2 protein-coding genes are annotated in these 21814 nt (G+C 75.4%); both read left to right on the top strand.

Annotation, left to right across the window (positions count from 1 at the left end):
• The first annotated feature begins 127 nt into the window (after nt 1–127).
• Nucleotides 128–16465, top strand: a complete 16338-nt coding sequence (locus tag ACFYZS_RS24650) for an SDR family NAD(P)-dependent oxidoreductase (protein ID WP_389016396.1) — start codon at nt 128–130, stop codon at nt 16463–16465.
• Between the two features lie 19 nt (nt 16466–16484).
• A complete protein-coding gene (locus ACFYZS_RS24645; protein ID WP_389016393.1) occupies nt 16485–21728 on the top strand; it encodes a type I polyketide synthase in 5244 nt (1747 codons plus the stop codon).
• The last annotated feature ends 86 nt before the right edge of the window (nt 21729–21814 follow it).

Below are 21814 nucleotides of genomic sequence, written 5' to 3'. Positions count from 1 at the left end.
GGAGACGCCCGCCGTCTCCGGGCGGACGACGACTTGTTGTTGCTCCGTCACATCGGAGTCCTTAGGTCCTTACGAACGTCTTTACGTCCTTCCGTCCGCTGCGGACAACGAGTGTGTGGAGTGCTAGATGACTGAGCCCGGAAACTTTGTCTCCGGCACCGACGGTGTGCCGACCGGTCACACCGCGGCGGACGCGGCGACGGAGTCCGCGCTCGTGCGGGACCTCGAGGCGCTTCCGACGACCGAACAGACCCACGTCCTGCTCGGCCTCGTACGCGATCACGCGCTCGCCGTGCTGCGGGCGAAGTACGCCGACGCCCCGGACGCGCTCTCGGGGGCCGGCCTGCCCGTGTCGGTCGACCCCGACCGCTCCTTCAAGGACCTGGGCCTGGACTCCGTCGCGCTGCTGGAGCTCCAGGTGCGGCTGAACGCGGCCACCGGCCTGGCGCTGCCGCCGACCGTCGCCTTCGACCACCCCTCGCCGGCCGAACTCGCCGCGCACCTGCGCACCGAGGTCCTGGGCCTCGCCGACCGCCCCGAGGCGCCGGTGCGCGCGGTGGCGGTGTCGGACGAGCCCATCGCCATCGTCGGCATCGGCTGCCGCTACCCCGGCGGGGTCGCCTCCCCGGAGGACCTGTGGCGGCTGGTCAGCGACGGCGAGCACGTACGGGACGAGTTCCCCGCCGACCGCGGCTGGGACCTGGAGGCGCTGTTCTCCGACGACGCGACGACGCCGGGCACCACGTACGTGCGCCACGGCGGCTTCCTGCCCGACGCCGCCGAGTTCGACGCGGACTTCTTCGGGATCAGCCCGCGCGAGGCCCTCGCGATGGACCCGCAGCAGCGGCTGGTGCTGGAGACCGTGTGGGAGGCCGTCGAGCGGGCCGGCATCGACCCGGCGGCCCTGCGCGGCACCGAAGCCGGCGTGTTCATCGCCGCCGAGCCGCAGGAGTACGCGATGCGGCTGCACGAGGCCCCGGACGGCCTCGACGGCTACCTGTTGAGCGGCAACGCCCCCAGCGTCATCTCCGGCCGCGTCTCCTACGTCCTCGGCCTCGCGGGCCCGGCCCTCACCGTCGACACCGCCTGCTCCGGCTCCCTCGTCGGCATGCACCTGGCGGTCCAGTCGCTGCAGCGCGGCGAGTGCACGCTCGCGCTGGCCGGCGGTGTGGCCGTCATGGGCAGCCCCGGCACCTTCACCGCCTTCAGCCGCCAGCGCGGCCTCGCGCCCGACGGCACCGTCAAGGCCTTCGCGGCCGCCGCCGACGGCACCGCCTTCGCCGAGGGCGTCGGCGTGTTCGTCCTGGAGCGGCTCTCGGACGCGCGGAAGAACGGCCACCCGGTCGTCGGCGTCATCCGCGGCTCCGCCCTCAACCAGGACGGCGCCTCCAACGGCCTGACCGCGCCCAGCGGCCGGGCCCAGCAGCAGGTCATCCGCCAGGCCCTCGCCAACGCCGGGCTGACCTCGCAGCAGGTCGACGCGGTCGAGGCGCACGGCACCGGCACCACCCTCGGCGACCCCATCGAGGCGCAGGCCCTGATCGCCACCTACGGCAAGGGCCGCCCCGAGGACCGGCCCGTGTGGCTCGGCTCCGCCAAGTCGAACATCGGCCACACCCAGGCGGCGGCCGGCTCGGCCGGCGTCATCAAGATGCTGATGGCGATGCGGCACGGTGAGCTGCCGCGCACGCTGCACGTGGACGAGCCCACCCCCAACGTCGACTGGTCGGCGGGCGAGGTCCGCCTGCTGACCGAGTCCCGCGCCTGGCCGAAGGGCGAGGAGCCGCGCCGCGCGGGCGTCTCCTCCTTCGGCGTCAGCGGCACCAACGCACACGTCATCATCGAGGAGCCGCCGGCCGCCGAGCCCGGCGCCGCCGCCGAGGCCGCGCCGCAGGCCGGCCCCGTGCTGCTGCCGGTCTCCGCCGCGAGCGCGACCGCGCTGCGCGCCCAGGCGGCCCGCCTGCTGGCCCACGCCGAGCGGGAGGACGCCCCGGCCGCGGCCGACCTCGGCTACTCCCTCGCCACGACCCGCGCCCGCCTCGCCCACCGCGCCGTGGTGGCCGCCGAGGACGCGGAGGCCGTACGGGCGGGGCTGCGCGCCCTGGCCGAGGGCCAGGAGTCCCCGTACGTCTTCCCGGGCACCGCCGACGGCGGCCGCCTCGCCTTCCTCTTCACCGGCCAGGGCAGCCAGCGCGCCGCCATGGGCCGCGGGCTGTACGACACCGAGCCGGTGTTCGCGGCCGCCCTGGACGAGGCGATCGGCCACCTCGACCTCCAGCTGGACCGGCCGCTGCACGAGATCCTGTTCGCCGCCGAGGACAGCGCCGACAGCGCCCTGCTGGGCGAGACGGTGTACGCGCAGGCGGCCCTCTTCGCCGTCGAGGTCGCCCTGTTCCGGCTGCTGGAGTCCTGGGGCGTGCGCCCCGACCACGTGGCGGGCCACTCGATCGGCGAGCTGGCCGCCGTGCACGTCGCGGGCGTGCTGTCGCTGGAGGACGCGGCGACCCTGGTGGCCGCGCGCGGCCGCCTGATGCAGGAACTTCCGCAGGGCGGCGCCATGGTGGCCGTGACGGCCTCCGAGGAGACCGTGGCCCCGCTGCTCGCGGCCCTCGCCGACCGGGTGGCGATCGCCGCCGTGAACGGCCCGGCGTCCGTGGTCATATCGGGCGAGGCCGAGGCCGTCGCCGAGGTCGCCGCCCGCCTGGAGGCCGACGGCCACCGCACCAAGCGGCTGCGGGTGAGCCACGCCTTCCACTCGCCGCTCATGGAGCCGATGCTCGCGGAGTTCCGCCGCATCGCCGAGATCCTGGACTACCGCGCCCCGCGCATCCCCGTGGTGTCGACGCTGACCGGGCGGGCCGCGACCGCCGCCGAGCTGTGCTCGCCGGAGTACTGGGTCCGCCACGTCCGCGAGGCCGTCCGCTTCGCCGACGGGGTGCGGGCGCTCGCCGAACTCGGCGCCACCACCTACCTGGAGATCGGCCCGGACCCGGTCCTGTCGGGCCTGGGCCGCGACTGCCTCGAAGGCCTCGCAGGCCCCGCCGGATCCCCGGTGTTCGTCTCCGCGCTGCGCCGCGGCCACGAGGACCCGCGCCAGCTGTCGGCCGCGCTGGCCACCGTCCACGCCCGCGGTGCGCGCGTGGACTGGGAGGCGTACTACGCGGACCGCGGCGCGCGCCGCGTCGAGCTGCCCACGTACGCCTTCCAGCGCGAGCGCTTCTGGCTGGCCGCCCCGATCTCGCGCGGCGACGCCGCCGGGCTGGGTCAGGTCGCCGCCGACCACCCGCTGCTGGGGGCGGTCGTCTCCCTCGCCGACACCGGCGCCTCGGTGCTGACCGGCCGGGTCTCGCCGCGCTCGCAGGCCTGGCTGGCCGACCACGTCATCGCCGGCAGCACGCTGCTCCCCGGCACCGCCTTCGTCGAACTCGCGCTGCGTGCGGGCGAGGAGACCGGCTGCGAGCGGCTCGACGAGCTGATCATGGAGGCTCCGCTGCTGCTGCCCGCGACGGGCGCGGTGGCCCTCCAGATCGTGGTCGAGGCCGCCGCCGAGGACGGGCGCCGACCGATCGCCTTCTACTCCCGCGACGAGGACGCCCCGGCCGACGCGCCGTGGGCCCGCAACGCCTCGGGCGTGCTGAGCGCGACCGCCTCCCCGGCCGCCGAGCCCTTCGACGCCTCCGTGTGGCCGCCGCGCGGCGCCCGCGCCGTCGACACCACGCGCCTGTACGAGGACATGGCCGCCCAAGGGTACGGCTACGGCCCCGCGTTCCACGGCCTGAAGGCCGTCTGGCAGGGCGCCGAGGGCGTGGCCTACGCCGAGGTCGCGCTGCCGGCCCACGTCAAGGAGCAGGCCTCCGCGTTCGGGCTGCACCCGGCGCTGCTCGACGCCGTCCTGCAGGCCACCGACTTCGCCTCCCCCGAGCCCGTCGCCGACGGCCCGCGCCTGCCGTTCGCCTGGTCGGGGGTCTCCCTGTCCGCGGCCGGCGCCTCCGCGCTGCGGGTACGGATCACCGCGACCGGCGCAGACTCCGTCGCCCTGGACCTGGCGGGGGCCGACGGCCTGCCCGTCGCCTCCGTGGAGTCGTTCACGGTCCGCCCGGTCACCGCCGAGCAGCTGCGCCCCCAGGCCCACGACGCGCTCTTCCACCTGCGCTGGACCTCCCGTCCGCTGCCCGCGCCGCTGTCCGGGGACGCGCCGGAAGCCGTCGCCCACCACGCCCTGCGGGGCGCCGAGGGCGAGGTCCCCGCGCAGGTGCGCGCCGTGGCCGAGGACGTCCTGACCGCCCTCCGCCAGTGGCTGAACGAGGAGGAGCCGGCCACCGGCCCCCTCGTCGTCCTGACCCGCGGGGCGGTCGCCGTCACCCCGGGCGAGGACGTCGACCTGGCCCAGGCGCCCGTGTGGGGCCTGGTGCGCTCCGCGCAGGCCGAGAACCCGGGCCGCATCGTCCTGCTCGACTCCGACGGCTCGCTGGAGCCCGATGAGCTGCTGCGGATCGCCGCGGCCCTCGACGAGCCCGAAGCCGCGATCCGGGCCGGCGAGCTGTACGTCTCCCGGCTGGCCACGCTGCCCGCCGCCGAGCCGCAGCCCGCGCCGTGGGGCCCGCAGGGCACCGTACTGATCACCGGCGGCACCGGCGGGGTCGGCGCCGCCGTCGCCCGCCACCTGGTCACCGAGCACGGCGTGCGCCACCTGCTGCTGACCGGCCGCCGCGGCGGGGACGCCCCGGGCGTGCGGGAGACCGCCGAGGAGCTGACCGGGCTCGGCGCCCGGGTGACCGTCGCCGCCTGCGACGCCTCCGACCGGGAGGCGGTGGCCGCGCTGCTCGCCGCGATCCCCGCCGACCGCCCGCTGACCGCCGTGGTGCACGCGGCCGGTGTGATCGACGACGGGCTGATCGGCTCGCTCGACGCCGGACGGCTGGACACCGTACTGCGGCCGAAGGCCGACGGCGCCTGGAACCTGCACGAGCTGACGCGGGATCTGGACCTGTCCGCCTTCGTCCTCTTCTCCTCCACCGCGACCCTGCTCGACGGGGCCGGCCAGGGCAACTACGCGGCCGCGAACGGCTTCCTGGACGCGCTGGCCACCACCCGCCGCGCCGCCGGCCTGCCCGCCACCTCCCTCGCCTGGGGCCTGTGGACCGGCGTCGGCGGCATGGGCGGACAGCTCGACGAGGCCGCCCTGCGCCGCATCGAACGCCTGGGCCTCCAGGTGCTCTCCCCCGCCGAGAACCTCGCGCTGCTCGACAGCGCGCTGACCGCCACCGGCGGCGAAGGCGCCGTCGTACCCGTCCGGTTCAACCTGCGCGCCCTCCAGGCGCGGGCCGCCGAGGTCCCGTCCGTGCTGCGCGGACTGGTCCGCCCCGCCCGCCGCGGCGCGGGCACCGGCGCCGTCCCCGTGGAGCAGTCCCTGGCCCGCCGGCTGTCCGGCCTGTCCCGCGCCGAGCGCGGCGAGGCCCTGCTGGACCTCGTCCGTACGCAGGTCGCGGCCGTCCTCGGCCACGAGAGCGGCGACCGGATCAACCCGACGCGCGCCTTCAACGAGATGGGCTTCGACTCGCTCGCGGCCGTCGAGCTGCGCAACCGGCTGAGCTCGGCCATCAGCCTGCCGCTGGCGGCCACCCTCATCTTCGACTACCCGTCGCCGAGCGCCCTCGCCGACCACCTGGCGGACAAGCTGGGCGCCCCGGGCAAGGAGGCCCGCCGCACAGCGCCCGTCACCGCGCTCGCGGCCGCCGACGACGACCCGATCGTGGTCGTCGGCATGGCCTGCCGCTACCCGGGCGGCGTCTCGACGCCGGACGACCTGTGGCGGCTGGTCCAGGACGGGGTCGACGCCGTAGGCGCGTTCCCGACCGACCGCGGCTGGGACTCCGACATCCACGACCCGGAACCCGGCAAGCCCGGCAAGAGCCTCAGCGACAAGGGCGGATTCCTCTACGACGCCGCCGAGTTCGACGCCGAGTTCTTCGGGATCAGCCCGCGCGAGGCGCAGGCCATGGACCCGCAGCAGCGGCTGCTCCTCGAAGTCTCCTGGGAGACCTTCGAGCGGGCCGGCATCGACCCCCACGCCCTGCGCGGCAGCGACACCGGCGTGTTCGCCGGTGTGATGTACCACGACTGGGGCCTGCGCCTGGGCCCGCTGCCCGAGCAGCTCGCGGGCTACCACGGCAACGGCAGCCTGGCGAGCGTGGTCTCCGGCCGGGTCGCGTACGCGCTCGGCCTCGAAGGCCCCGCGGTCACCGTCGACACGGCGTGCTCCTCGTCCCTGGTCGCCATGCACTGGGCGGCGCAGGCGCTGCGGCGCGGCGACTGCGGGCTGGCGCTCGCGGGCGGCGTGACCGTCATGTCCACCCCGGACACCTTCATCGACATGAGCCGGCAGGGCGGCCTGGCCGCCGACGGCCGGTGCAAGTCCTTCGGCAGCGGCGCCGACGGCACCGGCTGGGGCGAGGGCGTCGGCCTGGTGCTCCTGGAGCGCCGGTCGGACGCCGAGCGCAACGGCCACCGCATCCTCGGTGTCCTGCGCGGCTCCGCCGTCAACTCGGACGGCGCCTCCAACGGCCTGACCGCCCCCAACGGCCCCTCGCAGCAGCGCGTCATCCGCCGCGCCCTGCAGGACGGCGGCCTCACCGCCGCCGACGTCGACGTCGTCGAGGGCCACGGCACCGGCACCACGCTGGGCGACCCCATCGAGGCGCAGGCCCTGCTGGACACGTACGGCCAGGAGCGCCCCGAGGACGGCCGGCCGCTGCTGCTCGGCTCCATCAAGTCCAACATCGGGCACACGCAGGCCGCCGCCGGTGTCGCCGGCGTCATCAAGATGCTGCAGGCGATGGAGCACGGCGTCCTGCCGAGGACCCTGTTCGCCGAGGAGCCCTCCCCCCAGGTCGCCTGGGACGCGGGCGCGGTGGAGCTGCTGACCGACGCGGTCGAGTGGCCGGCGGGCGAGCGCCCCCGCCGCGCGGGCATCTCCTCCTTCGGCATCAGCGGTACGAACGCCCACCTCATCCTGGAGGAGCCGCCGGCGGCGGCTCCGGCCGAGACCGCCGCGCAGGCGGCCCCCGAGGCCCCCGAGGCCTTCGGCGGGCCGGTCCCGTGGGTGGTGTCGGGCCGGACGGCGCAGGCCGTACGGGCGCAGGCCGGGCGACTGGTCGAGCACCTGGAGACCCTGGACGAGGCGGACCTCGCGGTGACCGGGCGCGCGCTGGCCACCCGGCGCGCCAAGCTGGCCGAGCGGGCCGTCGTCCTCGGCGAGAACCGCGAGGAGCTCCTCGCGGGCCTGACCGCCCTCGCCGGGGGCGAGAGCGCCGCGGGTGTGGTGACGGGCCGGGTCCAGGAGGGCAAGTCGGCCTTCCTGTTCACCGGTCAGGGCGCGCAGCGCCTGGGCATGGGGCGTGAACTGCACGCCGCGTTCCCGGTGTTCGCCGAGGCCCTCGACGCCGTGGCCGCGGCCGTCGACGAGCACCTCGACACCCCGCTGTACGAGGTGATCTGGGGCGAGGACGAGGCGCTGCTGAACAGCACCGCCTACACCCAGCCCGCCCTCTTCGCCATCGAGACGGCCCTGTTCCGGCTGGTGGAGTCCTGGGGCGTGCGGCCCGACTTCCTGGCCGGCCACTCCATCGGCGAGATCACCGCCGCCCACGCCGCCGGGGTCCTCTCCCTGGAAGACGCCGCCCGCCTGGTCACCGCACGCGGCCGCCTCATGCAGGCACTGCCCGCCGGCGGAGCCATGGCCGCCATCGAAGCCACGGAGGAAGAAGTCCTTCCGTACGTCTCCGATGTGGTCGGGATCGCGGCGATCAACAGCCCGCGTTCCATCGTGGTCTCGGGCACGGAGGAAGCCGTCGAGGCCATCCGGGCCGCCTTCACCGAGCAGGGCCGCAAGACCACCCGGCTCCGCGTCTCGCACGCCTTCCACTCCCCCCTCATGGACCCGGCCCTCGCCGAGTTCCGCGCCGTCGCCGAGTCCGTGACCTACGCGCCCGCCCGGATCCCGGTCGTCGCCGGGGTCCACGGCGAGATCAGCGAGGACTGGGGCACCCCCGACTACTGGACCCGCCACCTGCGCGAGGCCGTCCGCTTCTCCGACACCGTCCGGCACCTGGCCGCCAAGGGCGTCACCCGGTTCCTCGAACTCGGCCCCGACGCCGTCCTGACCGCCCTCACCCGTACGACCCTCGACACCGACGACGAGGTCGTGGTCGAGGCTGCCGTGCGCAAGAACCGCCCCGAGGCGCACTCCCTCCTCGCCGCGCTCGCCCGGCTCCACACCACCGGTGCGCCCATCGACTGGACGGCCTTCTACCGGGCCGCCGAGGACCGCTGGGCCGATCTGCCGACGTACGCCTTCCAGCACCAGCGGTACTGGCTGGAGGGGGCGGCGGCCGGCGGCGGTGCCGGGCTCGGCTCGGCCGGCCTCGAACCGGTCGGCCACCCGCTGCTCAGCGCCGCCCTCCCGGCGGCCGACTCCGGCGAGGTCGTCCTGACCGGCCGGCTCTCCGTCGACACCCAGCCCTGGCTGGCCGACCACGACGTCCTCGGCTCGATCCTGCTGCCCGGCACCGGCTTCGTCGAGCTGGCCGTCCGGGCCGGCGACCAGGTCGGCTGCGACCGCATCGAGGAACTGCTCCTCGAAGCACCCCTGATCGTGCCCGCCCGCGGGGGCGTCGCCCTCCAGGTGCGGGTCGGCGCCCCGGACTCCTCCGGCGCCCGTTCGATCGGCATCCACTCCCGCGGCTCCGCCCCGGACGCCCCCTGGACCCGCCACGCCTACGGCACGGTGGTTCCGGGCGCCCCGGCTCCCGCGTTCGACCTGTCCCAGTGGCCGCCGGCCGGTGCGACCCCGCTCGAGGTGACCGGCGCGTACGACCGGCTGCTGGAGCGCGGGTACGCGTACGGCCCGGTGTTCCAGGGCCTGAAGGCCGCCTGGGTCCAGGGCGACGACGTGTTCGCCGAGGTGGCGCTGCCCGAGACGGCCCACGGCGACGCCGCCCTCTTCGGGCTCCACCCGGCGCTCCTCGACGCCGCCATGCACGCGGACCTGCTCGGCGGCGACGGCGCCGCCGAGGGGGCGACGCTGCTGCCGTTCTCCTGGAACGGGGTCACCCTGCACGCGGCCGGTACGTCCGTGCTGCGGGTGCACATCCGCCGGGTCCGTGGGGACGAGGTGTCGGCGATCATGGTCGCCGACGAGACGGGTGCGCCCGTGGCGACCGTGGAGTCGCTGGTGTCGCGCCCGGTCTCCGAGTCCCAGCTCGCCGCCGCCTCCGGCGGGGCGTCCGCCGCCCTGCACCGCGTCGAGTGGCTGCGTACGGCGCCGGGTGCGGCCGAAGCCGCCGAAGCCTCCGTGTACTTCACCCCCGTCCCGGCCGGCCAGGACGCCGCTGCCCGGGTGCGTGCGGTGGTGCCCGAGGTGCTCGCGAAGGTCCAGGGGTGGCTGGCCGATCCGGAGTCCGGATCCGCCCGCCTGGCGGTGGTCACCCGCGGCGGTGTCGCCGTCCTGGCCGGCGAGGACGCCGATCCGGCGCAGGCCGCCGTATGGGGTCTGGTGCGGGCGGCCGAGGCCGAGAACCCCGGCCGGTTCGTCCTGGTCGACGTGGCCGCCGGAACCCGCGACCCGGGCGCCGACGTGGCCGCCGCGGTGGCCTCCGGCGAGTCCGAGACGGCCGTGCGCTCCGGCGAGGTGCGCATCCCGCGCCTGGCCCGGATCCCCGCCCCCGCCCCGCTCTCCCCGTGGGGTACGACCGGCACCGTGCTGATCACCGGCGGTACCAGCGGCCTCGGCGCGCTGGTGGCCCGGCACCTGGTCACCGAGCACGGCGTACGGCACCTGCTCCTCACCAGCCGCCGCGGCCTCGACGCGCCGAACGCCTCGGCGATCGTCGCCGAGCTCGCGGAGCTGGGCGCCCACGCCTCGGTGGCGGCCTGCGACGTGACGGACCGGGAGTCGCTCGCCGGCGCCCTGGCCGGGATCGACGCGGCCCACCCGCTGAGCGGGGTGGTGCACGCCGCCGCCGTCGCGGGCGGCGGGCTCGTCGGCTCGCTGACCGCCGAGGGCTTCGAGTCCGTCCTGCGGCCGAAGAGCGACGGCGCGTGGAACCTGCACGAGCTGACACGGGACGCCGACCTGTCGGCCTTCGTCCTCTTCTCCTCGGCGGGCGGCTCCGTCCTGGCCGCCGGCCAGGCCGACTACGCCGCCGCCAACTCCTTCCTGGACGGCCTCGCGGCGCACCGCCGGGCCGCGGGCCTGCCGGCCACGGCTCCCGCGTTCGGCATGTGGGAGATCAGCACCGGTCTCGGCGGCGACCTCACCGACGCCGACCTGGAGCGCATGAAGCGGCTGGGCCTGCCGGCGCTGGCCGTCCCGGAGGGCCTCGCCCTCTTCGACGCCGCCGTCGCCGGGTTCGACGCCGTGGTCCTGCCGCTCAAGACCGACGCGGCTGCGCTCGCCGCCCGCGGCGAGGACCTGCCGGCGCTGCTGCGCGGCAAGGTGCGCGGCCCGGTCCGCCGGACCGTGCAGGCGCAGGCGTCCGAGACCTCCGAGCTGGAGCGCCGCCTCGCCGGGGCCTCCGTCCAGGAGCGCGACCGGATCGTCCTGGAACTCGTCCGTACGCAGGTGGCGGCGGTGCTCGGCCACCCGTCGCCGGACGCGATCGGCCCGGAGACGGCCTTCCGCGAGCAGGGCTTCGACTCGCTCGCCGCCGTCGAGCTGCGCAACCTGCTCCAGGCCGCGACCGGTCTGCGGCTGCCGGCCACGCTGGTCTTCGACTACCCCAACTCCCGGGCGGTCGCGGGCTACGTGGTGGAGAAGCTGTCGGCCACCACCGCCAAGGCGGCCCCGGCCGCCGCCGAGCCGCGCGCCACCGCCCCCACCGACTCGGACCCGATCGCGATCGTCTCGATCAGCTGCCGCTTCCCCGGCGGCGTGCGGTCCGCCGAGGACCTGTGGCAGCTGGTCGCCGAGGGCCGGGACGCCGTCGGGGCGTTCCCGACCGATCGCGGCTGGGACGCCGACGCCATCTACGACCCCGAGCCCGGCACGCCCGGCAAGACGTACGCCAAGGACGGCGGCTTCCTCTACGACGCCGCGGAGTTCGACGCCGAGTTCTTCGGGATCATGCCGCGCGAGGCCCTCGCCATGGACCCGCAGCAGCGCCTGCTGCTGGAGGCCGCGTGGGAGACCTTCGAGCGGGCCGGCATCGACCCGCAGACCCTGCGCGGCAGCCGGACCGGCGTGTACGCGGGCATCATGTACCACGAGTACGGCAGCCGCCTCACCGACGTCCCCGAGGACCTCGCGGGCTACCTCGGCAACGGCAGCGCGGGCTCCATCGCCTCGGGCCGCGTCGCGTACACCCTGGGCCTGGAGGGTCCGGCCGTCACCGTCGACACCGCCTGCTCCTCCTCCCTGGTCAGCCTGCACATGGCCTGCCAGGCGCTGCGCTCCGGCGAGATCACGATGGCGCTGGCCGGCGGTGTGACCGTCATGCCGACGCCGGACCTGTTCGTCGACTTCAGCCAGCAGCGCGGACTCGCCGCCGACGGCCGTTCCAAGGCCTTCGCCGGGGCCGCCGACGGCACCGGCTGGGCGGAGGGCATCGGCCTGCTCCTCGTCGAGCGCCTCTCCGACGCGGAGCGGCTCGGCCACCCGGTGCTCGCCGTGATCCGGGGCAGCGCCATCAACCAGGACGGCGCGTCCAACGGCCTCACCGCCCCCAACGGGCCGTCCCAGCAGCGGGTCATCCAGCAGGCGCTGGCCGCCGCCGGCCTCACCACGGCCGATGTGGACGCCGTCGAGGGCCACGGCACCGGCACCCGCCTCGGCGACCCGATCGAGGCCCAGGCGCTGCTCGCCACGTACGGCCAGGGCCGCGACGAGGACAAGCCGCTGTGGCTCGGCTCGATCAAGTCGAACATCGGCCACGCGCAGGCGGCGGCCGGTGTCAGCGGTGTGATCAAGATGGTGGAGGCGCTGCGCCACGGCGTGCTGCCGAAGACCCTGCACGTGGACGAGCCCTCGCCGCAGGTCGACTGGACCGAGGGCAACGTCAGGCTGCTGACCGAGGCGGTCGAGTGGCCGGCGGGCGGGCGTCCGCGCCGCGCGGGCGTCTCCTCCTTCGGCCTGAGCGGTACGAACGCCCACGTCATCCTCGAAGAGGCCCCGCAGCAGGCGCCGGAGCCGGAGCCGCAGGCGCTCGCGCCCGCGGCCGGTGCCCCGGTCGCCCTCACGGTGTCGGCGAAGAGCGCGAAGGCCCTGCCCCGGCAGGCCGAGGCGCTGCGCGCCCACCTGGAGGCCCACCCGGAGCAGTCCCTCGCCGACGTCGGCTACTCGCTGACGGCGTCGCGGGCCGCGCTGGACCACCGCGCGGTGGTCCTCGCCGAGGACCGCGAGGCCGCGCTGCGGGAGCTGGCGAAGCTGGCCGGGGGGACGGAGTCCGCGGACACCGTCACCGGCAGCCGCGCGGACGGGGCGACCGCGTTCCTGTTCACGGGTCAGGGTGCGCAGCGGCTGGGCATGGGGCGTGAACTGCACGCCGCGTTCCCGGTGTTCGCCGAGGCACTCGACGCCGTGGCCGCGGCCGTCGACGAGCACCTCGACACCCCGCTGTACGAGGTGATCTGGGGCGAGGACGAGGCGCTGCTGAACAGCACCGCCTACACCCAGCCCGCCCTCTTCGCCATCGAGACGGCTCTCTTCCGCCTCGTCGAATCCTGGGGCGTGCGGCCCGACTTCCTCGCCGGCCACTCCATCGGCGAGATCACCGCCGCCCACGCAGCCGGGGTCCTCTCCCTGGAGGACGCGGCGCTGCTGGTCACCGCGCGCGGCCGCCTCATGCAGGCACTGCCCGCCGGCGGAGCCATGGCCGCCATCGAAGCCACGGAGCCCGAGCTCCTTCCGTACCTGAGCGACACCGTCGGCATCGCGGCGATCAACAGCCCGCGCTCGATCGTGGTCTCCGGTACGGAGGAGGGCGTCGAGGCGATCCGGGCCGCCTTCACCGAGCAGGGCCGCAAGACGACCCGGCTCCGCGTCTCGCACGCCTTCCACTCCCCGCTCATGGAGCCGGCGCTCGCCGAGTTCCACCTCGTGGCCGAGTCCGTGACCCGCCGCGAACCGGGCATCCCGGTCGTGGCCGGGGTGCACGGCGCGATCAGCGAGGACTGGGGGACCGCCGAGTACTGGACCCGCCACCTCCGGGAGGCGGTCCGCTTCTCCGACACGGTCCAGCACCTGGCGGCCAAGGGCGTGCGGACCTTCCTGGAGCTCGGCCCCGACGCGATCCTGTCCGCCCTCGCCCAGAACACCCTGGACGGCGCGGACGCGGTCATCGAGCCGACCGTACGCAAGAACCGGCCCGAGGCGCGGACCCTCCTCGGCGCCCTCGCCAAGCTCCACGCCACCGGCACGGCCGTCGACTGGGCCGCCTTCCACGCCGGGTCCGGCGCGCGGCTGGTCGAGCTGCCGACGTACGCCTTCGAGCGCCGCCCGTACTGGCTCGACGCCCCCGCGTCGGCCCCGGCCGGCGACGTCACCAGCCTGGGCCAGCAGCCGGCCGAACACCCGCTGCTGAGTGCGGTCGTGGTCTCCCCGGAGGCCGGGGGCGTGGTCCTGACCGGCCGCCTGTCGGTGAAGACCCACGCCTGGCTGGCCGACCACGACGTCCTCGGGACCGTGCTCCTGCCCGGCACCGGATACGTCGAACTCGCCATCCGCGCCGGTGAGGAGGTGGGCTGCGACGTCATCGACGAGCTCACCATCGAGGCGCTGATGCCGATGCGCGAGGACGGCGGCGGCCTGGCCGTCCAGGTCACCGTCGACGCGGCCGACGCCACCGGCCGCCGCTCGCTCGCGGTGTACTCGCGTCCCGACGACGGCCCGGCGGACACCCCGTGGACGCGGCACGCGAGCGGCGTACTGGCCCCCGGGGCGCAGCACCCGCCGGCCCCCGAGTCCTTCGGGGTCGGGACCGGGGTCTGGCCGCCGCAGGGCGCCGAGGAGGTGGACATCTCCGGGGTGTACGACTACCTCACCGGCCAGGGCTACGGATACGGGCCCATGTTCCGCTGCCTGCGCGGGATCTGGACGCGCGGCAAGGAGACCTTCGTCGAGGTGTCGCTGCCCGAGGACAACCTCGCGGTGGGCCACGACTACCGGATCCACCCGTCGATCCTGGACGGCTCGCTCAGCGCGACCGACTTCATGGACGGGCGCCGGCCGCAGGACGTCGGAGGCACCCAGCTTCCGTTCGCCTGGGCCGGAGTGACCCTGCACGCGGCGGGTTCCTCGCAGCTGCGGGGCCGGATCACCGCGGTGGAGTCGCACAAGTCGCAGGGTTCGGACGCCGTCCGGATCGAGCTGTCCGACCTGCGGGGCACGCCGGTCGCGACCATCGACTCCCTGGTGGTGCGCCCGGTCACCGCGGCCCGGGTCAACGCCGCGGCGGCCGCGGGGCAGGGCGAGCGCACCTCGATGTTCCACCTGGTGTGGAACCAGCTGCCGCTGGGCGCCAGCGCCTCGGCGGTCGCCGGCCGCTGGGCCGTCCTCGGCGGATCCGACCACGCCTTCGGCGAGGGCCTGGCCGCGTACCCCGATCTCGCGGCGCTCGCCGCGGACCTGGACGGCGGCGCGGAGCTGCCCGAGGTGGTCCTGCTGCCCGTACCGGCCGGCGAGGGCGAGGTCCCGGACGCGGTCCGGTCCGTGACCGGAGCCGTCCTCGACGTCCTCAAGGCCTGGCTCGACGAACCCCGCTTCGGCCGCTCCCGCCTCGCCGTGGTCACCTGCGGCGCGGTCCAGGCGAAGGACACCGACACCGTCGACCTGGCGCAGGCACCCGTATGGGGTCTGCTGCGCTCGGCGGAGGAGGAGAACCCGGGACGCTTCCTGCTGGTGGACACCGACGGCTCGGCCGCCGCCCACCAGGTGCTGCCCGCGATCGTCGCCACCGGGGAACCGGAGGCGGCCGTGCGCGGCAGCGAGGTCAAGGTCCCGCGCCTGGCCCGGATCGCCTCCAGCCAGGTCGCCTCCGAGCTGCCCTGGTCGGCGGAGGGCACCGTACTGATCACCGGCGGTACGAGCGGCCTCGGCGCCATCACCGCCCGCCACCTGGTGGCGGAGCACGGCGTACGCCACCTGCTGCTCACCAGCCGCCGCGGCCCGGACGCCCCCGGCGCCGAGGAGCTGAGCGCCGAGCTGAGCGCGCTCGGGGCCGAGGTCTCGCTCGTCGCCTGCGACGTGTCGGACCGCGGCGCCGTGGACGCGCTGCTGGCCGCCGTCCCCGCCGAGCAGCCGCTGACCGCCGTCGTCCACGCGGCGGCGCTGATGGACAACGCGCTGACCGCGCAGCTGACGGCGGAGCAGGTCGACGCCGTGCTGCGGCCGAAGGCGGACGCCGCCTGGCACCTGCACGAGGCGACGCTCGGCCTGGACCTGTCGGCCTTCGTCCTCTTCTCCTCCTGCGCCGGACTCGTCGTCGGCGCGGGCCAGGGCAACTACGCGGCGGCCAACCGCTTCCTGGACGGGCTCTCCGCCCACCGCCGCTCGCTCGGACTGCCCGCCACCTCGCTGGCGTTCGGCCTCTGGGAGACGAAGACCGGACTGGGCGGCGGGGTCACCGACTCCGACCTCGGCCGGATGAAGTCGCTGGGCCTGCCGGCCCTGCCGACGGCCGAGGGGCTGCAGCTCTTCGACGAGGCGATGACCCTCGACGAGGTGATGATCGCCCCGATCCGCGTGGACAACGCGGGCCGCGGCGGCGACCCCGGCGCGGCCCCGGTGCTCCTGCGGGACGTGCTGAAGGCCGAACCGGCTCCGCAGCAGCGCCAGGACGTACGTGCCCCGGCCGTGGCGGCGGCCGCCGCCGCCGCCGCGACGGCGGCGGGCTCGGGCTCCCTGGAGGAGCGGCTGGCCCGGATGCGGCCCGCCGACCGGGAGCCGGCGGTCCTGGACCTGATCCGGGCCCAGGTGGCGGCCGTCAGCCACAGCGACCCCGACACCATCGACGTCAACAAGGGCTTCACGGACCTCGGGCTCGACTCGCTGGCCGCGATCGACCTGCGCAACCGGCTCCAGACCGCGACCGGGATGCGCCTGCCGGCGACCATGATGTTCGACTACCCGAGCCCCGTCGTGATGGCCGAATTCCTCCTGGAGGAGATCCTCCCGGCCATCGAGGACGTCGCGGAGCCCGAGCCGGCGGCCGCCGCCCAGGACGAGGACTCCATCCGCGAGGCGCTCTCCTCGATCCCCGTCGCCACGCTGCGCGAGGCGGGCCTCCTGGACGCGCTGCTCAGGCTCGCCGGCCCGGTGGGGCAGCAGGGGGCGACGGCCGCGCCGGCCGCGTCCGGTGCGCCTGCCGACCCGCAGACCGCCGACCGGAGCGAAGAGATCAAGAGCATGAACATCGACGACCTGGTGCGTGCCGCGCTTGCGTCCGCCGAACCGAATTCGAACGAGGGCTGAGGTCATCGTGGAAGCATCAGTGGAACAACTCGTCACCGCTCTCAGACAGTCCATGCTGGACAACGAGCGGCTCAAGCGGGAGAACAGCGCGCTCGCCGAAGAGGCCGACCGGGCCTCCGAGCCGATCGCGATCGTGGGCATGGCCTGCCGGTACCCCGGCGGGGTCAACTCCCCCGAGGACCTGTGGCGGCTCGTGGCCGAGGGCCGGGACGGAGTCTCCGCGTTCCCCGAGGACCGCGGCTGGAACACCGACGCCCTGTACGACCCCGAGCCGGGCAAGCTCGGGCGGACCATCACCCGCGAGGGCGGCTTCCTCTACGACGCCGGCGACTTCGACGCGGCCCTGTTCGGGATCTCCCCGCGCGAGGCCCTGACCCTCGACCCCCAGCAGCGGCTGCTGCTGGAGGCCTCCTGGGAGGCCATCGAGAGCGCGGGCATCGCCCCGCACACGCTCCGCAAGAGCAAGACGGGCGTGTTCGGCGGCGTCATGTACCACGACTACGGTCCCGGTACGAGCGACGGCAGCCTGGTCACCGGCCGCGTCGCGTTCAGCCTGGGCCTGGAGGGCCCGGCCCTGACGATCGACACGGCCTGCTCCTCCTCGCTGGTCGCCATGCACCTGGCGGCCCAGTCGCTGCGCTCGGGCGAGTCCACGCTCGCCCTGGCCGGCGGGGTCACCGTGATGACCGAGCCGGACATGTTCCTCTACTTCAGCCACCAGCGCGGCATGGCCGCCGACGGCCGCTGCAAGTCCTTCTCGGCCGAAGCCGACGGGACCGGCTGCTCGGAGGGCGTGGGCGTCATCGTCCTGGAGAAGCTCTCCGACGCCCGGCGCAACGGGCACGAGGTCCTCGCCGTCATCCGCGGCTCCGCCGTCAACCAGGACGGCGCCTCCAGCTCCATGACCGCCCCCAACGGCCCCTCCCAGCAGCGCGTCATCCGCAGCGCCCTGGAGAACGCCGGCCTGACCATCGCCGACGTCGACGCGGTCGAGGCGCACGGCACGGGCACGACGCTGGGCGACCCGATCGAGGCCCAGGCCGTACTGGCCACGTACGGCCGCCGCCCCGCCGGCGACAAGCCGCTCTACCTGGGCTCGCTCAAGTCCAACCTGGCCCACACCCAGGCCGCGGCCGGGGTCGGCGGCGTCATCAAGATGGTCCAGGCACTGCGCCACGGACTGCTGCCCAAGGTCCTCCACCTGGACGAGCCGACCCCGCACGTGGACTGGGAGTCGGGCAACGTCCGGCTGCTGACCGAGGCCGTCGACTGGCCGGCGGGCGAGCGCCCGCGCCGCGCGGGCGTGTCCTCCTTCGGCCTGAGCGGTACGAACGTGCACGTCATCCTGGAGGAGGCGCCGGCCGCGGAGCCCGCCGAGCAGGAGGGCGGGGCCCGCGAACTCCCGCTGGTCCCGGTCGTCCTGTCGGGCCGCTCGGCGCAGGCGCTGACCGACCAGGCCGCACAGCTGCACGCCCGGGTCGCCGCGGACGAGGAGCTCACGCTCACCGACCTCGGCTACTCCACCGCCACCACCCGGACCCCGCACGAGCACCGGGCCGTCGTCGTCGGCGCGGACCGCGAGGAACTCCTCTCCGGCCTGGCGGCCCTCGCCGAGGGTGCGATCGCCGACGCCGGCGTGGTGGAGGGACAGGTCCAAGCGGGGCGCACGGCCTTCCTGTTCACCGGCCAGGGCGCGCAGCGCCTGGGCATGGGCCGTGAACTCCACTCCGCCTTCCCGGTGTTCGCCCGCGCGTTCGACGAGGTCGCGGCCGCGGTGGACACGTACCTGGACACCCCGCTGTACGAGGTGATCTGGGGCGAGGACGAGGCGCTGCTGAACAGCACGGCGTTCACCCAGCCCGCCCTCTTCGCCATCGAGACGGCGCTCTTTCGGCTGGTGGAGTCCTGGGGCGTGCGGCCCGACTTCCTGGCCGGTCACTCCATCGGCGAGATCACCGCGGCGCACGCCGCCGGGGTCCTCTCGCTGGAGGACGCCGCCCGCCTGGTCACCGCGCGCGGCCGCCTCATGCAGGCGCTGCCCGCCGGCGGAGCCATGGCCGCCATCGAAGCCACCGAGGAGGAAGTCCTCCCGTACGTCGGCGACACCGTCGGCATCGCGGCCATCAACAGCCCCCGCTCCATCGTGGTCTCCGGCGCCGAAGACGCCGTCGAGGCGATCACGGAGGAATTCGGCGGGCGCGGCCGCAAGACCACCAGGCTGCGCGTCTCGCACGCCTTCCACTCCCCGCTGGTCGAACCGGCCCTGGCCGAGTTCCATCTGGTCGCGCAGAGCGTCGCGTACCAGCCGGCGCGGATCCCCATCGTCTCGAACGTGACCGGCCGGCTCGCCACGGACGCCGACCTGGCCTCGCCCGCCTACTGGGTGCGCCACGTCCGCGAGGCGGTCCGCTTCACCGATGCCGTCCGGCACCTGGCCGCGAAGGGCGTCAACCGGTTCGTCGAACTGGGCCCCGACGCGATCCTGACCGCGCTCACCCGCACGACGCTCGACACCGAAGACGCGATCATCGAGCCGGTGCTGCGCAAGAACCGCCCCGAGTCCCGCACCCTGCTGACCGCCCTGGCACACCTGCACGCCGCGGGCGCCGGCGTCGACTGGCAGGCCTTCTACCAGGGCACCGCGGCCCGGCCCGTGGCCCTGCCCACGTACCCCTTCCAGCGGGAGCGGTACTGGATCATCGAGAACCCGCTCGGCGGGGACGCCTCCGCCTTCGGCCTGACCCCGGCCGGCCACCCGCTGCTCGGCGCGGTCATCGCCTCCCCCGACACGGACGGGGTCACCTTCACGGGCCGCCTCTCCGTCGACACGCACGGCTGGCTCGCCGACCACGACGTCCTGGGCAGCGTGCTGCTGCCCGGGACCGGCTTCGTCGAACTCGCCCTGCACGCCGGTGAGCAGGTGGGCTACCCGGCCCTGGAGGAGCTCGTCCTCCAGGCCCCGCTGGTGCTGCCCGACCGCGGCGGCGTCGCCCTCCAGGTCTCCGTCGGCCCCGACGAGCTCGGACGCCGTACGATCCGCGTCCACTCGCGGCACCAGGACGCCCTGCCCGACACCCCGTGGCTGCTGCACGCCGAAGGCCTGCTGGGGACGGCGCCCGCCGCCGCCGGCGCCGACCTGAGCGCGTGGCCGCCGGCCGGGGCGCGGGAAGTGCGCGTGAGCGACGCGTACGAGCTCCTCTTCCGGCAGGGCTACGACTACGGGCCGGTGTTCCAGGGGCTCAAGGCCGCCTGGCGCGAGGGCGACTCGGTGTACGCCGAGATCGAACTGCCCGAGGAGGCGCACGAGGACGCCGCCCTCTTCGGCATCCACCCCGCCCTCCTCGACGCCACGATGCACGCGCTCGGGGTCGGCGAGGGAGTCACCGGCGAGGAGCAGACGGAGCTGCCGTTCTCCTGGTCGGACGTGTCCCTGCACGCGGTCGGCGCCACCTCGCTGCGGGTGCGGATCACCAAGCACGGCGAGAACAACCTGTCGCTGGACCTCGCGGACCGCGGCGGCGCACCGGTGGCCTCCATCGGCTCGCTGACGTTCCGCCCGGTCTCCCCGGAGCAGCTCGGCGGCGGGCGGCAGGACACCCTGTTCGAGATCGACTGGCGTGCGCCGGCGGCGCCCGCGGCAGCGGCCGACGGCTCCGCGTTCCAGGCGTGGGACGAGGTGCCCGCGGGCCCGGTGTCGGGTGCGGTGGTCTTCCCGGTCCCGCGGGCCGAGGGCCCCGTGCCGGAGGCCGTGCGCTCGGCGGCGGGCCGGACCCTGACCGTCGTCCAGGAGTGGCTGGCCGACCCGCGGTTCGAGCAGTCCACGCTGGTCGTGGCGACCCGCGGTGCGGTGGCCGCCGGCACCGGGGAGGGCGTCGACGTGGTGCAGGCCCCGGTGTGGGGTCTCGTACGCGCCGCCCAGGCGGAGAACCCGGGCCGCATCCAGCTCACCGACCTTCCGGCGGGCGGCACCGGCTTCGAGGGCCTGGCGGCTGTCATCGCCTCGGCCGAGCCGGAGAGCGCCGTACGCGAGGCGGGGCTCCTGGTCCCGCGCCTGACCCCGGTCACGGACGCGGCCACCGGCGCGCCGGCCCTCGACCCCGAGGGCACGGTCCTGATCACGGGCGGCACCGGCGGCATCGGCGCCCACCTCGCCCGGCACCTGGTCACCGAACACGGCGCCGGCCACCTCGTCCTGACCAGCCGGCGCGGCCCCGACGCCGAGGGCGCGGCCGAACTGGCCGCGGAGCTCGCCGAGCTCGGTGCCGAGGTCACCGTCACCGCGTGCGACGTCTCCGACCCGCAGGCCGTCGCCGCCCTGCTCGCCGGGATCCCCGCCGCACACCCGCTGACGGGTGTGGTCCACGCGGCCGGCACCGGCGACAACGGGCTGATCGCCACGATGGACGCCGAGCGCCTCGGCGCCGTCCTGGCACCGAAGGCGGACGCGGCCTGGTACCTGCACGAGCAGACCCGCGAGCTGCCGCTGGCCCTGTTCACGCTGATCTCCTCTGCGGGCGGGCTCACCCTGGCCGCCGGCCAGGCCAACTACGCGGCGGCGAACACCTTCCTCGACGCCCTCGCCGCCCACCGCCACGCCGAGGGGCTGCCCGCGCAGGCCCTGGCGTACGGGCTCTGGGCGGCCAGGACGGGACTCACCGAGTCCATCGAGGAGGACATCCGCCTGATGGCGGCCCGCGGCCTGCCCGCCCTCGAGGTCGAGGAGGCCCTGCAGCTGTTCACCTCGGCCCACGCCCAGGGCCGCCCGGCCCTGGTCCCGCTCCGCGTGGACACGGCCACGCTCCGCTCGCGGGCGGACGACCTCCCCGCGCTCCTCAAGGGCCTGGTCCCCCAGCCCACCCGCGCGGCGGCCCGCGCCGCCGATCGCGGAACGGACCCCGCGGCGCTGGTCGCGCGCCTGTCCGCCCTCCCCGCCAAGGAGCGCGAACAGGAGCTGCTGGACGTCGTACGGGCGCACGCCGCCGCCGTACTCGGCCACGCGGGCCAGGACGCGGTCCGTGCGGACCGCGGCTTCCTGGACCTCGGCTTCGACTCGCTGACGGCCCTGGAGCTGCGCAACCGCCTGGGCGCGCTCACCGGCTCCCGGCTGACGCCCACGCTGATCTTCGACTACCCGTCCCCGGTCAAGCTCGCCGCCCACCTCCGCGAGCTCCTGTTCGGCGCCGAGGACCCCGAGGACGACCTGAGCGCCGCCACGGCCGAGGAGCTGTTCGACATCCTCGACGGCGAGGAGATCTTCCAGTAGTCGGCGCCCCGGCGCCCCGCCCCGCACGCCGAATGTCCCCGGTCTCCTCGAGGCCCGGGGACATTCGGCGTTCGTGCGCCGGACGG

This window comes from Streptomyces sp. NPDC001903 (assembly GCF_042891345.1).
Lineage (GTDB): Bacteria > Actinomycetota > Actinomycetes > Streptomycetales > Streptomycetaceae > Streptomyces.
Note: the sequence above shows the minus strand (reverse complement) of the source record. Positions and strands in the feature narration are given on the sequence as shown.